This is a genomic window from Acinetobacter sp. Lyrl_1 (assembly GCF_051948795.1).
In the GTDB taxonomy this organism is placed as follows: Bacteria; Pseudomonadota; Gammaproteobacteria; order Pseudomonadales; family Moraxellaceae; genus Acinetobacter; species Acinetobacter towneri.
Map to the genome: position 1 here is coordinate 26,233 of NZ_JAYJLK010000021.1, position 17,107 is coordinate 43,339.

General features: G+C 40.7%; 22 protein-coding genes. 12 read left to right on the forward strand and 10 right to left on the reverse strand.

Annotated features, from left to right (window positions below; genetic code table 11):
* The first annotated feature begins 58 nt into the window (after nt 1–58).
* Entirely contained in the window at nt 59–430 is a 372-nt protein-coding gene (locus tag VF675_RS08260) for a hypothetical protein (protein ID WP_004974545.1), read from the forward strand.
* A gap of 138 nt (nt 431–568) precedes the next feature.
* The gene (locus tag VF675_RS08265) at nt 569–1,453 is read left to right on the forward strand and encodes a pirin family protein (protein WP_440205058.1); all 885 of its coding nucleotides are present in this window, start codon (nt 569–571) and stop codon (nt 1,451–1,453) included.
* A 104-nt stretch (nt 1,454–1,557) separates the two neighbouring features.
* Here the strand turns inward: VF675_RS08265 and VF675_RS08270 are convergent, their stop codons facing one another.
* The 4 genes from VF675_RS08270 to VF675_RS08285 form a co-directional block, all read right to left on the reverse strand.
* The gene (locus VF675_RS08270; protein ID WP_303363602.1) at nt 1,558–1,857 is read right to left on the reverse strand and encodes a DUF3817 domain-containing protein; all 300 of its coding nucleotides are present in this window, start codon (nt 1,855–1,857) and stop codon (nt 1,558–1,560) included.
* Nucleotides 1,858–2,197: 340 nt separating this feature from the next.
* Nucleotides 2,198–2,740 carry a superoxide dismutase family protein gene (gene sodC / locus VF675_RS08275; protein WP_180158757.1) on the reverse strand — a complete coding sequence of 181 codons (543 nt, stop codon included), beginning with the start codon at nt 2,738–2,740 and terminating at the stop codon, nt 2,198–2,200.
* A gap of 163 nt (nt 2,741–2,903) precedes the next feature.
* Nucleotides 2,904–4,040 (reverse strand): AI-2E family transporter, encoded by a 1,137-nt coding sequence (locus VF675_RS08280; protein WP_004974553.1) that lies wholly within the window; start codon nt 4,038–4,040, stop codon nt 2,904–2,906.
* Between the two features lie 108 nt (nt 4,041–4,148).
* Nucleotides 4,149–4,793, reverse strand: a complete 645-nt coding sequence (locus tag VF675_RS08285; protein ID WP_180043375.1) for a ParA family protein — start codon at nt 4,791–4,793, stop codon at nt 4,149–4,151.
* 115 nt (nt 4,794–4,908) lie between these two features.
* Between VF675_RS08285 and VF675_RS08290 the strand changes: the two genes are divergently transcribed.
* Entirely contained in the window at nt 4,909–5,382 is a 474-nt protein-coding gene (locus VF675_RS08290) for a Holliday junction resolvase-like protein (protein ID WP_440205051.1), read from the forward strand.
* Nucleotides 5,383–5,426: 44 nt separating this feature from the next.
* A complete protein-coding gene (locus VF675_RS08295) occupies nt 5,427–6,011 on the forward strand; it encodes a hypothetical protein (protein ID WP_180062287.1) in 585 nt (194 codons plus the stop codon).
* Here the strand turns inward: VF675_RS08295 and VF675_RS08300 are convergent.
* Complete coding sequence (locus tag VF675_RS08300; RefSeq protein ID WP_440205052.1) at nt 5,993–6,631, reverse strand: class I SAM-dependent methyltransferase; 639 nt, start codon at nt 6,629–6,631, stop codon at nt 5,993–5,995. The genes VF675_RS08295 and VF675_RS08300 overlap by 19 nt on opposite strands.
* Before the next feature lie 171 nt (nt 6,632–6,802).
* Between VF675_RS08300 and VF675_RS08305 the strand changes: the two genes are divergently transcribed.
* Both VF675_RS08305 and VF675_RS08310 read left to right on the forward strand, forming a co-directional pair.
* Entirely contained in the window at nt 6,803–7,369 is a 567-nt protein-coding gene (locus VF675_RS08305) for a hypothetical protein (RefSeq protein WP_179991508.1), read from the forward strand.
* 9 nt (nt 7,370–7,378) lie between these two features.
* On the forward strand, nt 7,379–7,789 hold the full coding sequence (locus VF675_RS08310) for a protease inhibitor I42 family protein (protein WP_136144550.1): 411 nt from the start codon (nt 7,379–7,381) through the stop codon (nt 7,787–7,789).
* 149 nt (nt 7,790–7,938) lie between these two features.
* Here VF675_RS08310 and VF675_RS08315 read toward each other — a convergent pair whose 3' ends face one another.
* Nucleotides 7,939–8,271 carry a HopJ type III effector protein gene (locus VF675_RS08315; RefSeq protein ID WP_136144551.1) on the reverse strand — a complete coding sequence of 111 codons (333 nt, stop codon included), beginning with the start codon at nt 8,269–8,271 and terminating at the stop codon, nt 7,939–7,941.
* Nucleotides 8,272–8,505: 234 nt separating this feature from the next.
* On the opposite strand from VF675_RS08315, the gene crcB reads away from it, so the two are divergent.
* On the forward strand, nt 8,506–8,883 hold the full coding sequence (crcB, locus tag VF675_RS08320; protein WP_179994098.1) for a fluoride efflux transporter CrcB: 378 nt from the start codon (nt 8,506–8,508) through the stop codon (nt 8,881–8,883).
* A 207-nt stretch (nt 8,884–9,090) separates the two neighbouring features.
* Here crcB and VF675_RS08325 read toward each other — a convergent pair whose 3' ends face one another.
* The gene (locus VF675_RS08325; protein ID WP_440205053.1) at nt 9,091–9,345 is read right to left on the reverse strand and encodes a type B 50S ribosomal protein L31; all 255 of its coding nucleotides are present in this window, start codon (nt 9,343–9,345) and stop codon (nt 9,091–9,093) included.
* A 278-nt stretch (nt 9,346–9,623) separates the two neighbouring features.
* Between VF675_RS08325 and VF675_RS08330 the strand changes: the two genes are divergently transcribed.
* Together VF675_RS08330 and VF675_RS08335 are read left to right on the forward strand one after the other, a co-directional pair.
* The gene (locus VF675_RS08330; protein WP_136144463.1) at nt 9,624–9,905 is read left to right on the forward strand and encodes a type II toxin-antitoxin system RelB/DinJ family antitoxin; all 282 of its coding nucleotides are present in this window, start codon (nt 9,624–9,626) and stop codon (nt 9,903–9,905) included.
* Nucleotides 9,905–10,225 (forward strand): type II toxin-antitoxin system PemK/MazF family toxin, encoded by a 321-nt coding sequence (locus VF675_RS08335; protein WP_131260605.1) that lies wholly within the window; start codon nt 9,905–9,907, stop codon nt 10,223–10,225. Before VF675_RS08330 ends, VF675_RS08335 begins: the two co-directional genes overlap by 1 nt.
* Before the next feature lie 158 nt (nt 10,226–10,383).
* Here VF675_RS08335 and VF675_RS08340 read toward each other — a convergent pair whose 3' ends face one another.
* The 3 genes from VF675_RS08340 to VF675_RS08350 form a co-directional block, all read right to left on the reverse strand.
* Complete coding sequence (locus VF675_RS08340) at nt 10,384–11,682, reverse strand: ABC1 kinase family protein (protein ID WP_440205054.1); 1,299 nt, start codon at nt 11,680–11,682, stop codon at nt 10,384–10,386.
* Between the two features lie 145 nt (nt 11,683–11,827).
* Complete coding sequence (locus VF675_RS08345) at nt 11,828–13,192, reverse strand: MATE family efflux transporter (protein ID WP_131260604.1); 1,365 nt, start codon at nt 13,190–13,192, stop codon at nt 11,828–11,830.
* 38 nt (nt 13,193–13,230) lie between these two features.
* The gene (locus VF675_RS08350; protein ID WP_440205055.1) at nt 13,231–13,692 is read right to left on the reverse strand and encodes a DMT family transporter; all 462 of its coding nucleotides are present in this window, start codon (nt 13,690–13,692) and stop codon (nt 13,231–13,233) included.
* Nucleotides 13,693–13,814: 122 nt separating this feature from the next.
* On the opposite strand from VF675_RS08350, the gene hemW reads away from it, so the two are divergent.
* The 3 genes from hemW to VF675_RS08365 all read left to right on the forward strand — a co-directional run.
* Nucleotides 13,815–14,969 (forward strand): radical SAM family heme chaperone HemW, encoded by a 1,155-nt coding sequence (hemW, locus tag VF675_RS08355; RefSeq protein WP_131260602.1) that lies wholly within the window; start codon nt 13,815–13,817, stop codon nt 14,967–14,969.
* A gap of 141 nt (nt 14,970–15,110) precedes the next feature.
* On the forward strand, nt 15,111–16,220 hold the full coding sequence (locus tag VF675_RS08360; RefSeq protein ID WP_004974609.1) for a DNA cytosine methyltransferase: 1,110 nt from the start codon (nt 15,111–15,113) through the stop codon (nt 16,218–16,220).
* Nucleotides 16,204–17,107: HpaII family restriction endonuclease (locus tag VF675_RS08365; protein WP_440205056.1), on the forward strand; the 904-nt coding region annotated here is incomplete at its 3' end. The genes VF675_RS08360 and VF675_RS08365, both read left to right, overlap by 17 nt.

Genomic DNA, 17,107 nt, shown 5'->3' on the forward strand with positions numbered 1-17,107 from the left:
TTCTGCTCGAACAAGGCATCATAGAAGCATAAATAATAATCAACATTTTGGAGGAGTTATGTTGCGTTTAATCACGGTTTCCGCATTGGGTGTTGCGTTATTGTCAGGCTGTGCGACTACACAGAATATTATTTCACAAGTTACGCCTGCAGAAACACCTTTGGCGCAGGTACTCAAACAACGTCCAGATTTGCGTAAAGAATTGGCTACCGTTGAAATTCGTCAATACTTTAACCGTGTCGAAGCACCAACTGCGGCAGAAGTAAAAATTACCGAAACAGGCTTAATGGATGATTCGGTACGTTCAATTCGTAGTATTTATCACTTTAAAAATATTAATGGACAATGGCAGCAGGGTGATGTGCAAACCGCTTACTTATGCGCACGTGGTAAAAATACCAAGACTTTCCAAAGCAAAAAATGTCCTTAAATTGCTGTAGGGCTTAGGTAAATCTTGCATGATGTTCTAAAAATGCAACAAAGCGTCTGTGGATAATACTCATGTTATCCACAGCTTTTATTTAGGATGACTTCATTCGATTCAAAAACGTGTGAGCGCAGCATGTCCATCAAAACTCTAGCATTTCTACACCGCAATGATAGCCGTTTTGCCGTGGGTGATTTTTATCCTGTGCTTTCGGTATTTTCACATTATGAATTGGGCAATACCGTATCGCCTTTTTTGCTGCTTGATCATTTGGGGCCGGGCATTTTAAAACCGACGCAATTAAGTAAAGGCGTCAGTGAACATCCACATCGTGGTTTTGAAACAGTCACCATTATGTTTCAGGGCGAATTAGAACATCGAGATTCAAGCGGTGGTGGCGGTATTATTGCAGCGGGTGATGTGCAATGGATGACTGCAGCTTCGGGTGTGATGCATAAAGAAGTCTTTAGTGAAGCATTTTCTAGGCAGGGTGGTGCGTTTGAAATGCTACAACTGTGGGTCAATTTGCCTGCCAAAGACAAAATGAATCGCCCACGTTATCAGCGTTTACGTGCAGACACGATTCCTCAAATTGCCTTGGCAGATGATGCGGGGTATGTGCGTGTGATTGCAGGTGCGTATTTACAGCATGTAGGCCCTGCACAAGTACATTCGCCTATGCAAGTTTATGATGTGTTTGTGAAAAAAGGGCATCGAGTTCAATTGCCTGCGCAATCGGGCGATACCACCTTATTGTATATGCGTTCGGGGCGCGCACAATTTCAGCCTACCGATGAGGAATGGGATGATCACGCTTTGGCTGTGATGTCGAGTTTGGGAAATAACATCGAGTTGACCGCTTTACGTGACTGTCATTTTCTGTTTTTAAGCGCAGCGCCATTACATGAACCGATCAATGGACATGGTCCATTTGTGATGAATAGCTATGCTGAAATTTTAGAAGCATTTGATGATATTAAAACAGGCAATTTTATTCGATATCCTGCCGAGGGCAGTGATGCTTAATTGAATGATCACACAGCGTTATTGATATGGCGACCACAAGATGAGATTAACGCATCTTGTGGTTTTTTCATTGTTCGGCAGCTAACTACTGCTACAAAACTGTATTAAGCTTCTGCTGGTTGTTGTTCTAATTTTTTCAATTTGTGATCAAATACAAAAGGCCCGAAAGGTAAAATAGAGGCAATGAGACCTAGAATAAACATTTTTAGTGACCATTTTTGCTTTTCACAGACCACAAACAGCACCACTAAAAAGGCGATAAATAATACGCCGTGCCCCATTCCGACATATTTCACTAAAATTGGGTTGTCGAACATATATTTCATGGGCATTGCAATAAATAACAATAATAAGAATGAAATACCTTCTAGGAAACCAACCAAACGTAATGTTTTAATGTTCATGCCCAAATCTTTTTCATGTCGATAAAACAGCAGTGTAGCGCAAATAGTGACAATAGCAAAGACGAGCTGTTGCGAGCTCTGCACATTGATGAACTAGATACGATGGCTGCAAAATTGAGCTAATTTTGTGCAAGTTAGTAGCAAGTTATTCAAAAACGAGTAAGTGTGGTTATGAAATACGACCGATATAAAGCAAGAAGAGCTGCATTGAGTGTCGTTTGAGAATAATCCTCAAAAAGATAAATTTTACTTTTTGCGGATAAGTCGAAAGGCATGTGTATAACCCTTAACTTATCCACAATTGGTAATAAATGTTTTATTGAAAATGCATCATGCTCGCTTAAATAATCCCACAGGCAATTCGCTCACCGCCGCCGCCCAATGGTTTTGGATGGTCAGCATAGTTATCACCGCCTGCATGAATCATCAAGGCCAACCCTTCAACTTGTGCCAATGTTAAACGGGGTGCAATCACAGTCACTTTGGCTGTTCCGTCGTTTGCAACACTTAAAGCCGGTAAGTCCCCTAAATGTCCTGTCAGCGGTGTACCATGATTCGGGATATTTTTGGGATTAAAATGTCCGCCCGCTGCCAAAGCAGCAACCATTTTTCCATCTTTTTCTGCTGCTGCACATGAACCTTTTTCATGGATATGAAAACCTCGTTCGCCTGCAGGGAGTTGTTGGAGTTGGGGGTGAATGACTAAGCCTGCTGCACTGTCACGCAGTTCAACCGTACCTAATTCCTTGCCAATCCCTTGTGCTGAAACAGCATGCATTTTTAAGATTTTAGATTTTTGTTGTGTGGTCGCGGTGGTGCTGCAACCCATAAGTACTAGGCTGCTAAAAGCAGCAAGACTGGCAAATTTGAGTATTGAGCGCATAAAAGACATCCTGTTTGTTGTGCATAATATTTAGGGATGTCTTGATTGAAGCAAAGTTAGCTCCGTTACAATACAACGTTTGCGTAGTAGTATGTATGTACTGTGTTGAGCTGATTTATTCAGATCAACACAGCCATGTGAGCAATATGATCAGTAAAACAGCTTAATCAAGCTTTGAATTGGATGATGAATCGTCTTCAGGGAGATCATGCGCAAGGGTAGCTTTGGGCATCATTAATCCTTCATTGTTGTTTTCATGCAACCACTCACGCCAAATAGCGAGTAAGACTGCCAAAATCACAGGGCCAATAAATAGACCAATCAGACCAAAACTGGCAATTCCACCTAAAACTCCAAACATGATCAACAGGAATGGAATTTGAGTGGCACCCGAAATCACCAAAGGACGAATCACGTTATCAGCAGTGCTGACCACACACACGCCCCACGCCATCACACCAATGGCTTCCATGGTATGCCCTTGGCTAAATAACCACAGCGACACCGAACCATAAGCTAACGGTGGGCCAAACGGAATTAAGGCAAATAAGAAAGTCACAATGGTCAGTACCATCGGATTAGGTACCCCAGCGACAAAATAGCTCACGCCTGCGAGTAAGGCTTGCGCAATTGCGGTGAGTCCAACGCCATAGACCACAGCACGTGTGGTTTCAGAAATAGTATCTAAATAGTGATGAATACGTGGCCCAATCACCATTTCCAAAGCTTTGCTGACTTGATGCAAAATGGTGTGACCATCGCGGTAGAAAAAGAATAACGATAGCAGGGCAAAACCAAGTTTGATTAGGTTTTTGCTGACTTCATTAATCACCACTTTGCCGTAATTTAAATGCCCTTGAATCCATAAGGAAATGGATTGCACAATGCTGTTCGGATCGTGATTAATTTCTTTAAGGGTGCGGGTGACTTCTTTACCAATAATAGGTAAATTGCGAATGAAATCAGGGACATTTAAGTGTCCGGAAAAGACCTGTTTTTGTAATTCGTAATATAAGTTGCGACCTTCATGTTGCAGGATAAAAATGGCAAAAGTGAGTGGAATGCCGACCACCAACGTGACCATCAGCATCATTAAGGCTGCGCTAAGCGTAGGACGATGACCGCATAAACGTAGCACCGACTGATATAGTGGCCAGCTCATATAGGCAATGATTGCTGCCCAAACAACAGGAACAATAAAATATTTGAGTATGTGAAAACCCAAAAAGATCAGGACAAAAAACAGTCCAAACAATAAAATTTTTTGTAATGTTGGCGCGTACTGTTGCACTGAATTCACTGAAACATTCCTAAGGTCATGTGCCATATTAACTGAAAAAAAAGCTCCCGAAAACGAGAGCTTGGTAAGTTCTGGTGAATAAGTTCTAAACGGTGGCGATTCTAGGCTTTAAAACCATTGAGCAGGGTCATCTACAATGGTGTTTAATACAGGTTGCCATTGGTTTTGCATCTGTAAATAAGATTTTTGGGTTTTATCAAAAATACTGAGACCCTGCATGGCCAATTGTCCGTAAGCGGCACGTTCTGAAATCCAAGCCACAGGTTGTTGTTCAATTTTCTGGAAAAAATCCTGAATATCTTTAGAACTGGCAGAGTTTGGTTTAACACGGTTGGCCAGCAATAAAATTTGTACCTTGCCTTTGCGAATCCGCTTAATATCTTGTAAATGCTTTAAAAAGCGACGGGTGGAGTCAATGTCAAAAAATGAAGGCTGTAGAGGTGTGATAATGGCATGTGCTTCGCTAATCAGCTGCTCGGCATGCTCACCCGATAACGCACCAGGTGCATCAATAATTAAATATTCAATGTTTTTGGGTGCATCGCCAATCGACTTTTCATGACGCCAATCTAAACTTTGAATTGGAGCGGCTGTTTCTGGTCGTTGTTTTAACCATTGCAGCGCAGATTTTTGATTGTCGGCATCCGCCAAAGCAACTTTATAGCCTTTTTGTGCAAGCGCAGATGCTAAACTAATAGCCGTAATGGTTTTTCCACAGCCACCTTTTTGGTTGGCAATTAATATAGTTTTCATGACCCTCGAATCGATTTTAATCTGCTCATCCCTAGCATATCATTGTTTTGTGCTCGGAATATGACAGTTGACAAAAGTCGTATCAAGTTCTGCAAAAAGGTTTAGGAAGGTTTTTATGTCAATCTGGATGGCAATGCTGATGGGTGCCTGTATCGGCGTGGTGTTGACCACCTTAATATTAAGCAATAGCCGCAATGGACGGATTAAAGCCGAGTATGAACAATATATTGCAGAAATTGAATTGGCACATCAGCAGGCGTTATTGCAGGCACAAAAGCGCAGTGTAAATACCAGTCGTGCGGTGTTGAAAGGCAAAATGGCAGAGCAATTAGCACCGATTATGCCCGAATTTCAGTATTTACCGAGCGATGCCAAATTTTTAGGTGATCCTGTTGATTATATCGTGTTTGATGGTTATACCGATTATCGGGATGGCAATGGGCGTGCCGAAGATATTGCAATTGTCCTGATTGATATTAAGAGTGGTGGCGCACGTTTGACCAAAGGTCAGCAAGCAATTGCGCAGGCCATTCAGCAGGGCAGACTGCGTTTTGAAACCATTCGGATTGATTTTCAAGATGCTGATTAAGCTTGATCAAGGTGAAGCATGAGTCAAATACAGGACAGCGTAACATGAAACAACTTTCCATTGCCTTGGCTTTATTTTGTGTGCTGTTATGGAGTTGGGCCGAGTTTTTTCGTGCCATTCCACATTTACAAGAATCTGGGGTTTTAAAGAATTTCAAACTAAGTTCAGTCGCAGCGTTTCAGACAGAAGTGACCGTGCTCAATAAGCGTTTTGTTAAACCACAGCGGCAGGTTCTACACCAAGCCAGCCCTTATGTGGGGCATTTTAATGACTTGGCTTATGTGAGTAATATTGATGTATTGGTGACTCAAAAAAGTTTGCCAAATATGTCTGCAAAACTGACGTTTGACCAACCTAGACGTTGCTTCAAGGTTGAAGGACAGCTGAGTGCAGCAGAACAGGCAGTAATACAACAGCAGGTTCAACATTTAAGTGTGATTGCCGCCAATGCGCAAATCGCAAATCAAATTCGTCGGCTAAAAGCGGGGCAGCGTATACAGCTACAAGGCGATATTGTTCACGTACATTCTGTGAAATCTGGGCAGGCCTTTTGGGTTGGCGTTGGTTCAGCCTATGCAGCGCAATGTGTGTTGCTGCGTATCACTCATATTCAGAAAATTGCTGCTTGAGGTTTATGCACTCGCGCCAATAACATGCGCTGTGCCAGCCTTGGAATGCCTGCAACATCGAAATATTGAACTTCTCCCAATTCAAAACCAGTTTCGAGTAGGGCAATTTCAATGTCACGGTTTAAGTGACAGCCATCTGCAACTTTTTTTTGAATAGGCGTGAGCAGATGCTGTAAACGCTGAATATTCAAGTTGTGTCGATTTAAAACGTGTTCTACGAGGTGCAAAGTGCCGCCCGGTTGTAAGACACGATAAATCTCTCGCAAGCTTTGTTCTAGGTCTGGAATACTGCACAACGTCCAAGTGGATACCACATGCTGTAATTGATTATTTGCAAAAGGCAGTTGTTCTGCACTTGCGGTGATCTGCTCAACCACGAACGGTGCTGCATCAATTCGTTCCTGCGCCAATTGGAAAATTGCTGCATTGGATTCTAAGGCATACACGGTATCTACACCTTGATAAAAAGGTAAATTTAAACCCGTACCAAAGCCAATTTCCAAAACCTCGCCCGATACGCACAATAAAAGCTCACGTCGTAAATCCATTAAGGATGGAGTTTGCATGACCTGATTCAGCAAGTGCGGGAAAATATGTTTTTGATAAAATTTATAGAGCATGTGCAGATCTAATTATTGATTTTTATGCCGATAAGCTTAGCTGAAATTACAGGGTTTTTGCCATGTCAGAATGAGCCAATGACTGCATTTTGTTACCAATTTCAACTATTGTATTCATGATCTGTGATTAAGATAAATATAGATAGATGAATTTAATAGGCAGATTTTAAGATGAACACGCATATTTCGCTAAAACTCACGGCATTGTTACTGACTCTGGCTTTGCCATGTTCCGTCTATGCTGCGGTCGAGCGTAATATTGCCAAAGGCTTGCCTCCTGTCGTGAAAGGTCAGTCGATTGAAGTGTTGCAACCTTTTAAGGGTGATTTTCGAATTTTGGGTTCAAAAACCTATCAGGATGATGCCCAAGCCAAATTTTCTCCGATTGATTATGCGGTGAGTTGGGGTTTATTTGCTGAGCCTGAAATTGCCCGTCATATTACCGTCAATCAATATGACCGCTATTTAAACTGGAAAATAGACCGTTTACCTGTGCCTGCAGAACAAGCCATGCAAATGGTGTCTAATATGCATATCATTCCTGCCAACCCAAAAATTGCCAAAGACATTCAAAAAGTAAAACGTGGTGATTTGGTGCGTTTAAAAGGTGAGTTGGTTGAGGTGAAAGATCAGGACTTGGTTTGGACGTCATCGCTTACCCCTACCGATACGGGGGATGGTGCGTGCGAAGTATTTCGCGTCAGTTCAATTCAGTGGATTGAAAAGGTTAAAAGTTAGGACAGGGTGATGAATTGCTATTTGCGCATGGGTTTGAGTGGATGTGTTGTGGCATTGGGCTTAAGCGCATGCACAGGTATGAATTCAAGCATTGATGGGCAAACTTTTAAATTTACAGCGCAGCAGCAATGTCCCGCATTGTTAGAGATGGATGTCGGACAAACTTTAGAATTACAACTGAATGAAAACCCAAGTACAGGCTATCAATGGAGTTTGGTAGAGTCACTGAAGCTATTTGATGTAGAAAGTATTTATCATACTGCTGAAGCTTCATCTTCTGCTCAAGTAGGGCAAGGTGGACAAAAAATATTTTATTTTCAGGCAGTCAAGGCTGGTCAGGAATTGCTCCACGTGAAACATGCCCGTGCATGGGAAAAAACCGCAATACAAGAATGGCAATGTCGGGTGCGTATTTCTTGATATGTTTGATTATGCTAAACAGCTTGAATTGTTGTGAGATTTAGCAGCAAAAAATCTATAATTTTCTTAAAATAAAAAGCCGTGTGAGGCTGTTTATAATCAGTATCGCACGGCTTTTCTATCTAAATTTAAAACTAAAATACTAAAAATTATTTGGCGCTGAGTGCTTGTCCTTCAAATTGGATGCCATCCCAACCATGTTGCATAAACTGGCGAATATTTTGGTGGTCACTGCTTGTCGGGTTTGCACGTACCGAGGCATAGTGTTCTGCAAACAAACTGAGGGTTTGTGCCTGATCTAAACCTTTTAACTGAGCAAAAGAAAACACTTTGGCGCTGCCCTGATTTTCAGTGGCCGCATTGTTTTGTTGTCCATTTTTAAATGCGGTTGGGGTGTGGTTATAGTGTGCTTCAATGAATGCAATCACATCGGCAAATGTTGCACTGCCTGCCTCAACTTGAGCCAATAATTCTTTTGCCATGACATCCTCCACATGTGCCTAAATTGAAATAATATGCAGACTAGCGCAATTTGGTTTTGAGTGGAAAACTTTTTCGTGTATTTAACTTATGTGATTTAGGAAGATGTAAAATCTGAGCAAAGATATGGATGCTTCGGGCAAGAATATCTTGAAATACAGAGAGAGATCACATGTGACTAAAAATTATGGCTGTGAGAAATACACGACATAGCCGCAAAAAGGACAGTAGAACAGATGAATTGGCTATTGGTAGCAATGGGCGGTGCAATTGGCGCAAGTTTACGTTATGCCGCAAGCCTGTATTTATTTAAATCGGCACAGCATTTTCCATGGGCAACGTGGTCGGTCAATCTGTTTGGCTGCTTTTTGGCAGGTGTATTTTTTGCATTGAGTCAGAAATATCCTGTGTTGCAGCAGGAAGCCCGCTTATTACTGATGGTAGGTATTTTTGGTGGCTTTACCACTTTTTCCAGTTTTAGTTTGGAAACTTGGCAACTCTTAAGACATGGACAGCAAGGTATGGCGTTTAGTTATGCGCTTTCCAGTGTGGTTTTGGGAGTGATGTTGCTGGGATTGGGTTTTTATGTGATTCAACAGTTTTTAAAACATTAGATTAGGGTCTGTACCAAATCAATCGTTGAGTAGAAAAATCCATTAGATAAAAATTATAAATAAAAAGAAGCCCAAGCTGGAGGAGAGTGCTTGGGCTTTGAAGATAGAGGATATCCCATCGTTTCGATGAGCAATCTTGCTATGTTTAAAATATAAAACAAAAAGCTTAACTGAATATGAAGTGATTGTGAGATTTTGCAATAAAACTCAAGCTTTGCGTTTGAAACGTGCAAAGCGTTTGTTGAAGCTCGCAACACGTCCTTCATTGCTGGTTTGACGTTGCTCGCCTGTGTAGAACGGATGCGATGCGCTTGAAATATCCAAAGTCACATAAGGATATACCTTGCCTTCATATTCTTTACTTTGGCTGCTTTGTAAGGTGCTGCCAATCACAAAACAGGCATTGGCGTTGGTGTCGTGGAATAAAACTTCACGATATTCTGGGTGGATATTTGGACGCATGAGATTTCTCCAAACTAAATGTGTAATTTGTGAAATGTTATAACATAATAATTAATTTGGCAAATAAAACCCACATGCATTTTTTCTAGTGAGTTTTACATCAAAAATTATCCAATCCCTTTTTAAACCTGTTGTATAAGGGCTGTCATTGAGGGAATAGTGTCTGCACAGATTAAATAATTTTTTCTATTGGAAGTGAAAAGGCATCGTAAGAACAAGTTTGACCCATGCCATTTTAAGGCATAAAATGGCATTCAGTGGTATGTATGGAGTAGATGATGACAACATTGGTAAAAAAACGGGTTCAATACACGGTTGATCAGGCAATTATGGAATCGGCAGAATACATTATGACAAAAGTTGGTCTGACGCCTGCCACTGTAATGAGCATGGTTTACGCTGAAATTGCACGAACTGGAAAAATACCTGTCACGACTCAAGTGAGTGACGAGGATTTGAATACAGCAAGATTAATCGCGATGAGCCATAATGTTCCTAGTGTAAAAGTGTCTAGCGCTGCGGATACTGCTGCTTTTTTAGAAGATGATGGCGGCTACTAATGACCCAACAACTCTATTGGGCTTATGTTGGCTTTACAGATATTGCCGAGGGTAAGACCAGACCTGTGTTGTATATTCGCCAAACGGACACCGACTATGTTGTATTCCGTTTAAGTAGTCAGTACGAAAATAAGTCTGCTTTTATTAAAAGCAAATATGTGGAAATTAAAAACTGGCAACAGGCTGGTTTAAAAAAGCCATCGTGGATTGATACAGTACAAACATATCAGCTGCCTATCCAAAAAACACAACTCACTTATATTGGACAACTGTCTGCCGATGATCTGGAATGCTTAATCAAACACCTTGAAATTCAATAATTTGAATTTCATCGTTTCAACTTGAATGAATCGGTTTAGATAACAAAAAATCCTCCTACATTTGGGAGGATTTTTTGTCTGGATTATAATTTTAGTTACGGAGCATAAAACAGATTGGGCTTTATTTTCAGCATCCTTTGCTGAGTCCAAAGTTGAGTCTAAGCTCGCGGTGGAACCAACTCCTCAAAAATATCATTTAAATTATCATGTACTTTTAAATGAATTAAATTCCAATAATGCCCTGAAACAGTTCGATTCACCATTAAGGTATCGGGAGAAGGCTTAAACACATCCCAATATTTCAATGAACTTTTGACCAACTCAACGCCATCATGATGGGCAGAATTTTCAGCAAAATCATAATGTGTGGTTAGCGGACGCATCAGCACTTCTAACCATTGCAAATATAAATCTTCAGGGAATTTACCCAATGCAGAAATTGCCTGCAGTGCATCTAGATGCTGTTCAATTTCGGCAATATCTTGCGCACGCGCAGCATGAATCAGTTGTCGAAAATGATGCACTACATCATTCGATAGAGTTTTGACGCCGCCGTAATCATAAATCACCACAGAACCATCTTGGCGGAACGCAAAGTTGCCCGGATGCGGGTCGCAATGAAAGCGTTTTAAATAAAAGATTTCTTGACCCATGGCACGCAATAAACGTCGTCCCAAAGTGTTGCGGGTACGCTGTGACCATGTGCTTGCCGTTTCTATATTTTCACCTTGTTCCAAACTTAAGGTGAGAATATGCCGCGAAGAATAGTCTTTAAACACTTGTGGGATAATAATTTTATCATCCAAAGCCGCGTGAAAGGTACGCGCTACTTCTAGGTTTTGTGCCTCAATCTGGTAGTTCAGCTCATTGTCTAAACTTTCCTGAACTTCCTGAAATAGACGGTCTTGTAATTTACGGTCTATTTTAAGTACACCCATTAAACGCAGTGCCAGACGGACTTGTTTTAGGTCACTTTCGCAGGCTTCATCGACCCCAGGATATTGCACTTTGACCACCACTTGCTCGCCATTGGGTAAAATGGCTTTATGCACTTGCCCAATAGATGCGGCTGCAAACGGAGTTTCATCAAAGTGTTTAAAAATTTTGTCGAGCGGTTTACCGAGTTCTTTTTCAACTTGTGCCTTAATTTCAGCAAAAGGCATGGCAGGTGCTTGGCGCTGTAATTTACTGATGGCTTTGGCAACTTCAGGCGGAAAAATATCTTTATATTGCGAGGCAATTTGCCCGACTTTCATCACCGCACCTTTCATTTCGCCTAAGGTATCAGCAATTTGGATACCAATATCCTGAAACAATTGGCTGCGTGCCGCATTTTTTTGTTCTTCATCTGCGGTGAGGTTTTTAATCGAGTTCGATACCGTTTTGGTTGCAATACTTGCTGTCATGCTCGCAAGTTTCATAAAGCGACGACCAGGTGTACGCGCCGTTTTTGCCATGCGATGTTCCTCAAGATCATCTTTACTATCTTTTGATCATAAGTGTTCGTGAGCAAAATGCCTACTTTTAATTGTTAAAGTATTTTTTGATCACAAGACCCACGTGCCAAAACGTATTTTGGCATGTAGGTGAGTAGGCTGAGGTTTATGCTGTAAATTGGCGTTCCAGTCGTTGATTGTTGAAATATAAACGGGTCAGAAGTAACACACAGGCAATGCTTAAACCGACAATCAGCCCGACCCAAACCCCTGCAGCGCCCATACTGCTGTAACGAGTTAAATACACGCCAATGGGGAAAGCCACAACCCAATAAGCAAGCATGGTAATCCACATTGGGCCCTGAGTGTCTTGCATGCCACGCAAACAACCTGCTGCGCTAATTTGCCATGCATCCATGAGTTGATAGGCAATCGCAAATAATAATAGAGACATCGTCACTTGCGCCACTTGCGGGTCGCGGGTGTAAATTGAAATGATTTCAGGACGGAAAAACCACATCAGCGTCATTGTAGAAAAGGCAAATACAGTTGCAGTTGCAAAGCCTAAGCCTTGTACTTTACGCATGGCGTGAATATTTTGTTCGCCATAATATGTGCCAATACGAATGGTCAGGGCAATTGCCAAAGACATGGGAATCATAAATAACTGAGATGTGACTGACATGGCAATTTGATGGGCTGCCAGTTTGGTTTCTCCCAAAGGACTGATTACAATGGCGGCAGTACTAAAAATACTCACTTCAAAGAAAATGGCTAAACCAATGGGCAGTCCTAACAGCAAAATACGTTTAATCCAGACCGCATCAATCGCTTCCCATTGGCTAAATACCTGCGTGCTTTGATAGGCGCGACTTTTAAAAATATAAAATGCCAAACTTATGAACATTAACCATTGCAAAATGGCGGTGGCAAAACCGCAACCCGCACTGCCCAGTTCAGGCAGAGGCCCCCAGCCATACATAAACATAAAGTTCAGCGGAACCAATAAAACCAATGCCAACAGACTAATTACAGTCACAGGGCGTGGATAGCCCAGTGCTTCCGAATAACCGCGCAAGGCAGCATACATGGTCACGGCAGGCATCCCAAAACCAATGGCATGTAAAAATAAGCCTGCTTTGGGCTGTAAATTTTCAGGCACACCAAATAATGGCAATAGTGCAGGCATGAGCTGTAAAATCAGCCCTGCAATCACACCTAAAATAAACGCAATCCATAAAGACTGACGGGCGATGGTTGCAATTTTTTCTGGGGTACGCGCGCCTTTAGCCTCGGCGACTAAGGGTGTGGTAGCAATCATAATGCCACTGAACAGCAGCATAATGGGCATCCACAAACCGACCCCAACAGCAATAGCAGCTAAGTCGGTGGCAGACATGTGACCTGCCATAATGGTATCAATCAGACCTAAACCTGCTTGCGCAAATTGTGTGACCAAAATTGGAATCATCAGTTGAAAAAGCTGTTTTAATTCAAAACGGGTCGTGGTCACAGAATGTATATTTGACACAAAAAATCTCAATGCATGAGGTGCTTAGCGTTTGGGTATTAGCGTTGTAAAGTGAGAAGCACACCAATAAAAATCACCACGCTACCTAAAAGACGTTGCCAATTGATACTGACTTTTTCAGTGCCCAAGAACCCAAAATGATCAATCAGCATTGATGTGACCATTTGTCCAAAAATAATCACCCCAGATAAAGTGAGTAAACTTAGTTTTGGAGCACTATAAATACTCATGCTGATGGCATAAACCCCTAGACATCCGCCAATCCATAAATACCATGGGATGTTGAGCAAGATGCTGAGGTTGGGTTTTTCGACTTGCTGAAAAAATACCAGTATGGCTAAAACTATTGTACCAACCAAAAAAGAGAAAAGGGCAGCTTGTAACGGAGAATATAAATATTCACGCAATTGGCTGTTGATTGCAGTTTGAAAGGCCATTGCAATCCCGATGCCCATCGCCAGTGGCAAAATTAAGAGTAATTGGCTGGATATCTTCATCATTTTCACATTTTTTCTTATTAAACAGATTCTAGTCTAAAGCAAATTCTAGGGAATACATCAGTGTCCTGCTGTAGTCATGTTAAAATCTGTATCACTGTTTTGATTTTGCATTGAGTCTGTCTTTGAATCCGCTTCAACCCATTGATATTCCTTTATCTTTATATATTCACATGCCGTGGTGCGTGCGTAAGTGTCCGTATTGTGATTTTAATTCACATGCTGTGCCTGACGGTAAGTTGAGTTTAGATTTAGAACAGGAATATCTACAGGCTTTGCTGGAAGATTTTAAAACCCAGACTCAGTTTGCGCAGGGGCGGAAAATTCACAGTGTTTTTATTGGCGGTGGCACACCTTCGCTAATTTCAGCACAGGGGTATCAATGGTTATTTACACAGCTGAAAGCCGTGCTAGCTTTTGAAGATGACTGCGAAATTACGTTGGAAGCTAATCCGGGAACAGTGGAGCATGATCCCTTTGCAGATTATTTGGCTGCAGGCATTAACCGTTTGTCGATTGGCGTGCAGAGTTTTAATACTGAGCATTTAAAAAAATTAGGGCGTATTCATTCTAATGATGATGCGATTGCCGCAATTGGCTTGGCGCGTGAAGCGGGCTTTCAGCGAATTAATGTCGATTTAATGCATGGCTTGCCTGAACAGACTTTGCAGCAAGCACTGCAGGATTTAAAACTGGCAGTGGAACATGGTGCAACGCATATTTCATGGTATCAATTGACTATTGAGCCTAATACTGTTTTTTTCCGCACTCAGCCAATTTTACCTGTAGATGATGTCTTGGAAGAAATTCAAGCGCAGGGTGAAGCCTATTTAACTGCGCAAGGTTTTGTGAATTATGAAGTGTCTGCATGGCGTAAAGAGTTGCCGTCTGCACATAATTTAAATTATTGGCAGTTTGGCGATTATTTGGCGATAGGTGCGGGGGCGCATGGCAAAGTGACTTTGCATGATGGTGTGTATCGCTTCCAAAAAACCCGTTTGCCGAAAGATTACTTAGCCAAAGTACCTGCGGAAAACTTGCAGTTTAAAGCAATTGCAGCCGATGAGTTGCCATTTGAATTTATGATGAATGCACTGCGCCTGAATGATGGGGTTGAGGCAAACTTGTATACTGCCCGCACAGGTTTAAACTTGGATGATTTGCAGGATATTTTAAATACATTGCGTCAGCGGCAATTGTTGCAGGATGATCCGAAGCGATTGGCATGTACTGCGCAAGGGCATGTGTTTTTAAATTCGGTGTTGGAAGCGTTTTTGTGATTTGAGTTCAGCTCAGGCATCTGTCCTAACGCTTATCGAATATTGTGCTAGAGCGACAGCTTGTGTCTTGCACTGCATGCTATTTAAGGTAAATTTTGTTATTGTAATGGCTTTGTTATTGTATCGCCTTGAAGGTTTGAGATGAACTCTACTAGTCCAAAAGTTTTAAAGGCTCATGGTGAATTAGTGGTAAACAAAGAGGAAAACCTTTCCCTCTTTGAATCAATCCCTTTTTATCCAGAATACCCAAGTAAATTTAAATTTATTGACCTATTCGCAGGAATTGGTGGATTTCGGCTAGCGTTACAAAATCTTGGTGGCGAGTGCGTATTTTCATCAGAAATAGACCTATATGCCCAAAAAACATATTCCGTCAATTTTGGTGAAACGCCTTATGGTGATATCACTTTAGAGTCTACTAAAAATGCGATACCTGATCATTTCGATATTTTATGTGGAGGCTTCCCTTGTCAGGCTTTTTCAATTGCAGGTAAAAGATCTGGATTTGAAGATACACGCGGTACGCTATTTTTTGACGTTGCGGATATTATAAAACGGAAACAACCTAAAGCTTTCTTTTTAGAAAATGTTAAAGGCTTAATTAGTCATGATAAGGGAAATACACTTAAAACTATTTTAAAAACATTAAGAGATGATTTAGGTTACTACGTTGCTGAGCCTCAAATTATAAATGCTAAAGATTTTGGTGTTCCCCAAAATAGAGAGCGAATTTTTATTGTAGGCTTCCATAAAGATACTGGAATTCAAAATTTCTCTTATCCACAACCATTAAATAAAAAAACCTGTTTTGCCGATATAAAGGAAACTCAGGTTGTACCTACTAAATATTACTTATCTACACAGTATTTAGATACCTTGGAAAAGCATAAAGCTCGACATGAAAATAAAGGAAATGGTTTTGGTTACGCTATTATTCCAGATCACGCAATTGCCAATGCCATAGTTGTAGGTGGAATGGGGAGAGAGCGTAATTTAGTTATAGATCATAGAATTACAGACTTTACTCCAACTACTAGAATTAAAGGAGAGGTAAATCGGAAAGGTATTCGGAAAATGACGCCAAGAGAATGGGCACGGTTGCAGGGGTTTCCAGATCATTTCAAAATCGTGGTTTCAGATGCCTCAGCCTATAAACAATTTGGAAATTCTGTTGCTATTCCAGCGATACAGGCAACTGCAAAAGAAATATTAAAAGCATTGAAGATTGGTGAGTATGATTACAGCAAATAAGGGGGAATGGAGTGAACTCTATGCCCTTTTTAAATTACTATGTGATGGGGAGTTAAGTGCGGGTGATGAAAACTTAAATAAAATAAATAATTTAATTTATCCTGTAATTAGAATTTTACGTCAAGAACATCATCATTTATTCACTTATGTACCGCATAAATCAGAGGGTATAGTAGAGATTTTGCGGGGTGAAGATGTTTTTCAGATACCATTACAGGAACTCAGAGATATTACTCAGTTTTTGCTGGCAGAATTACAGAAAAAGCAAACGGCATCATTTACTATTCCAGATGTGGAAAACTTTATATCCAGATACCAATCAAATAAGATTAAAGCAAAATCTAGTGCGAAAAGTGATATTAGAATCGTAATTTATGATGCAAAAATTGGAACAATGCCTGAATTGGGATTTAGCATAAAGTCAAAATTAGGTAAACCATCCACATTGTTAAATGCAGGAAAGACAACAAATTTTATTTTTGAAATAAAAAATATTTGCCTAACCGAAAAAGAGATTGAAGATTTTAATCAGCTTGCATTGCCACAACCAATTATTAAATCTCGTATAGCACATTTAAAAATGTTGGGAGCCGATATTAAATTTTCCCATTTAAATAATGCTGTATTTGAGAATAATTTAATTTTGTTGGATAGTTTACTACCAAAAATTATGGCAGAAGCTATATTTAAATATTACACATCAACTCTTAATTCAGTTAAAGATATTTTTAATGAAATTTCTTATGAAAATCCAATGAAATATTCTTTTGAACATCAGCATCCTTTTTATCAGTTTAAAATTAAAAAATTATTGTGTGAAATAGCAATTGGAATGATGCCTGGTACAGTTTGGACAGGTAACGAAATTGATTCTACAGGTGGATATT

Excerpts from the sequence above, each read along its gene's own strand:
- VF675_RS08260 (WP_004974545.1), top strand. The coding sequence starts at position 59 with ATGTTGCGTTTAATCACGGTTTCCGCATTGGGTGTTGCGTTATTGTCA.
- VF675_RS08270 (WP_303363602.1), bottom strand. The coding sequence starts at position 1,857 with ATGAACATTAAAACATTACGTTTGGTTGGTTTCCTAGAAGGTATTTCA.
- sodC (WP_180158757.1), bottom strand. The coding sequence starts at position 2,740 with ATGCGCTCAATACTCAAATTTGCCAGTCTTGCTGCTTTTAGCAGCCTA.
- VF675_RS08285 (WP_180043375.1), bottom strand. The coding sequence starts at position 4,793 with ATGAAAACTATATTAATTGCCAACCAAAAAGGTGGCTGTGGAAAAACC.
- VF675_RS08290 (WP_440205051.1), top strand. The coding sequence starts at position 4,909 with ATGTCAATCTGGATGGCAATGCTGATGGGTGCCTGTATCGGCGTGGTG.
- VF675_RS08295 (WP_180062287.1), top strand. The coding sequence starts at position 5,427 with ATGAAACAACTTTCCATTGCCTTGGCTTTATTTTGTGTGCTGTTATGG.
- VF675_RS08300 (WP_440205052.1), bottom strand. The coding sequence starts at position 6,631 with ATGCTCTATAAATTTTATCAAAAACATATTTTCCCGCACTTGCTGAAT.
- VF675_RS08305 (WP_179991508.1), top strand. The coding sequence starts at position 6,803 with ATGAACACGCATATTTCGCTAAAACTCACGGCATTGTTACTGACTCTG.
- VF675_RS08310 (WP_136144550.1), top strand. The coding sequence starts at position 7,379 with ATGAATTGCTATTTGCGCATGGGTTTGAGTGGATGTGTTGTGGCATTG.
- VF675_RS08315 (WP_136144551.1), bottom strand. The coding sequence starts at position 8,271 with ATGGCAAAAGAATTATTGGCTCAAGTTGAGGCAGGCAGTGCAACATTT.
- crcB (WP_179994098.1), top strand. The coding sequence starts at position 8,506 with ATGAATTGGCTATTGGTAGCAATGGGCGGTGCAATTGGCGCAAGTTTA.
- VF675_RS08325 (WP_440205053.1), bottom strand. The coding sequence starts at position 9,345 with ATGCGTCCAAATATCCACCCAGAATATCGTGAAGTTTTATTCCACGAC.
- VF675_RS08330 (WP_136144463.1), top strand. The coding sequence starts at position 9,624 with ATGACAACATTGGTAAAAAAACGGGTTCAATACACGGTTGATCAGGCA.
- VF675_RS08335 (WP_131260605.1), top strand. The coding sequence starts at position 9,905 with ATGACCCAACAACTCTATTGGGCTTATGTTGGCTTTACAGATATTGCC.
- VF675_RS08340 (WP_440205054.1), bottom strand. The coding sequence starts at position 11,682 with ATGGCAAAAACGGCGCGTACACCTGGTCGTCGCTTTATGAAACTTGCG.
- VF675_RS08350 (WP_440205055.1), bottom strand. The coding sequence starts at position 13,692 with ATGATGAAGATATCCAGCCAATTACTCTTAATTTTGCCACTGGCGATG.
- VF675_RS08360 (WP_004974609.1), top strand. The coding sequence starts at position 15,111 with ATGAACTCTACTAGTCCAAAAGTTTTAAAGGCTCATGGTGAATTAGTG.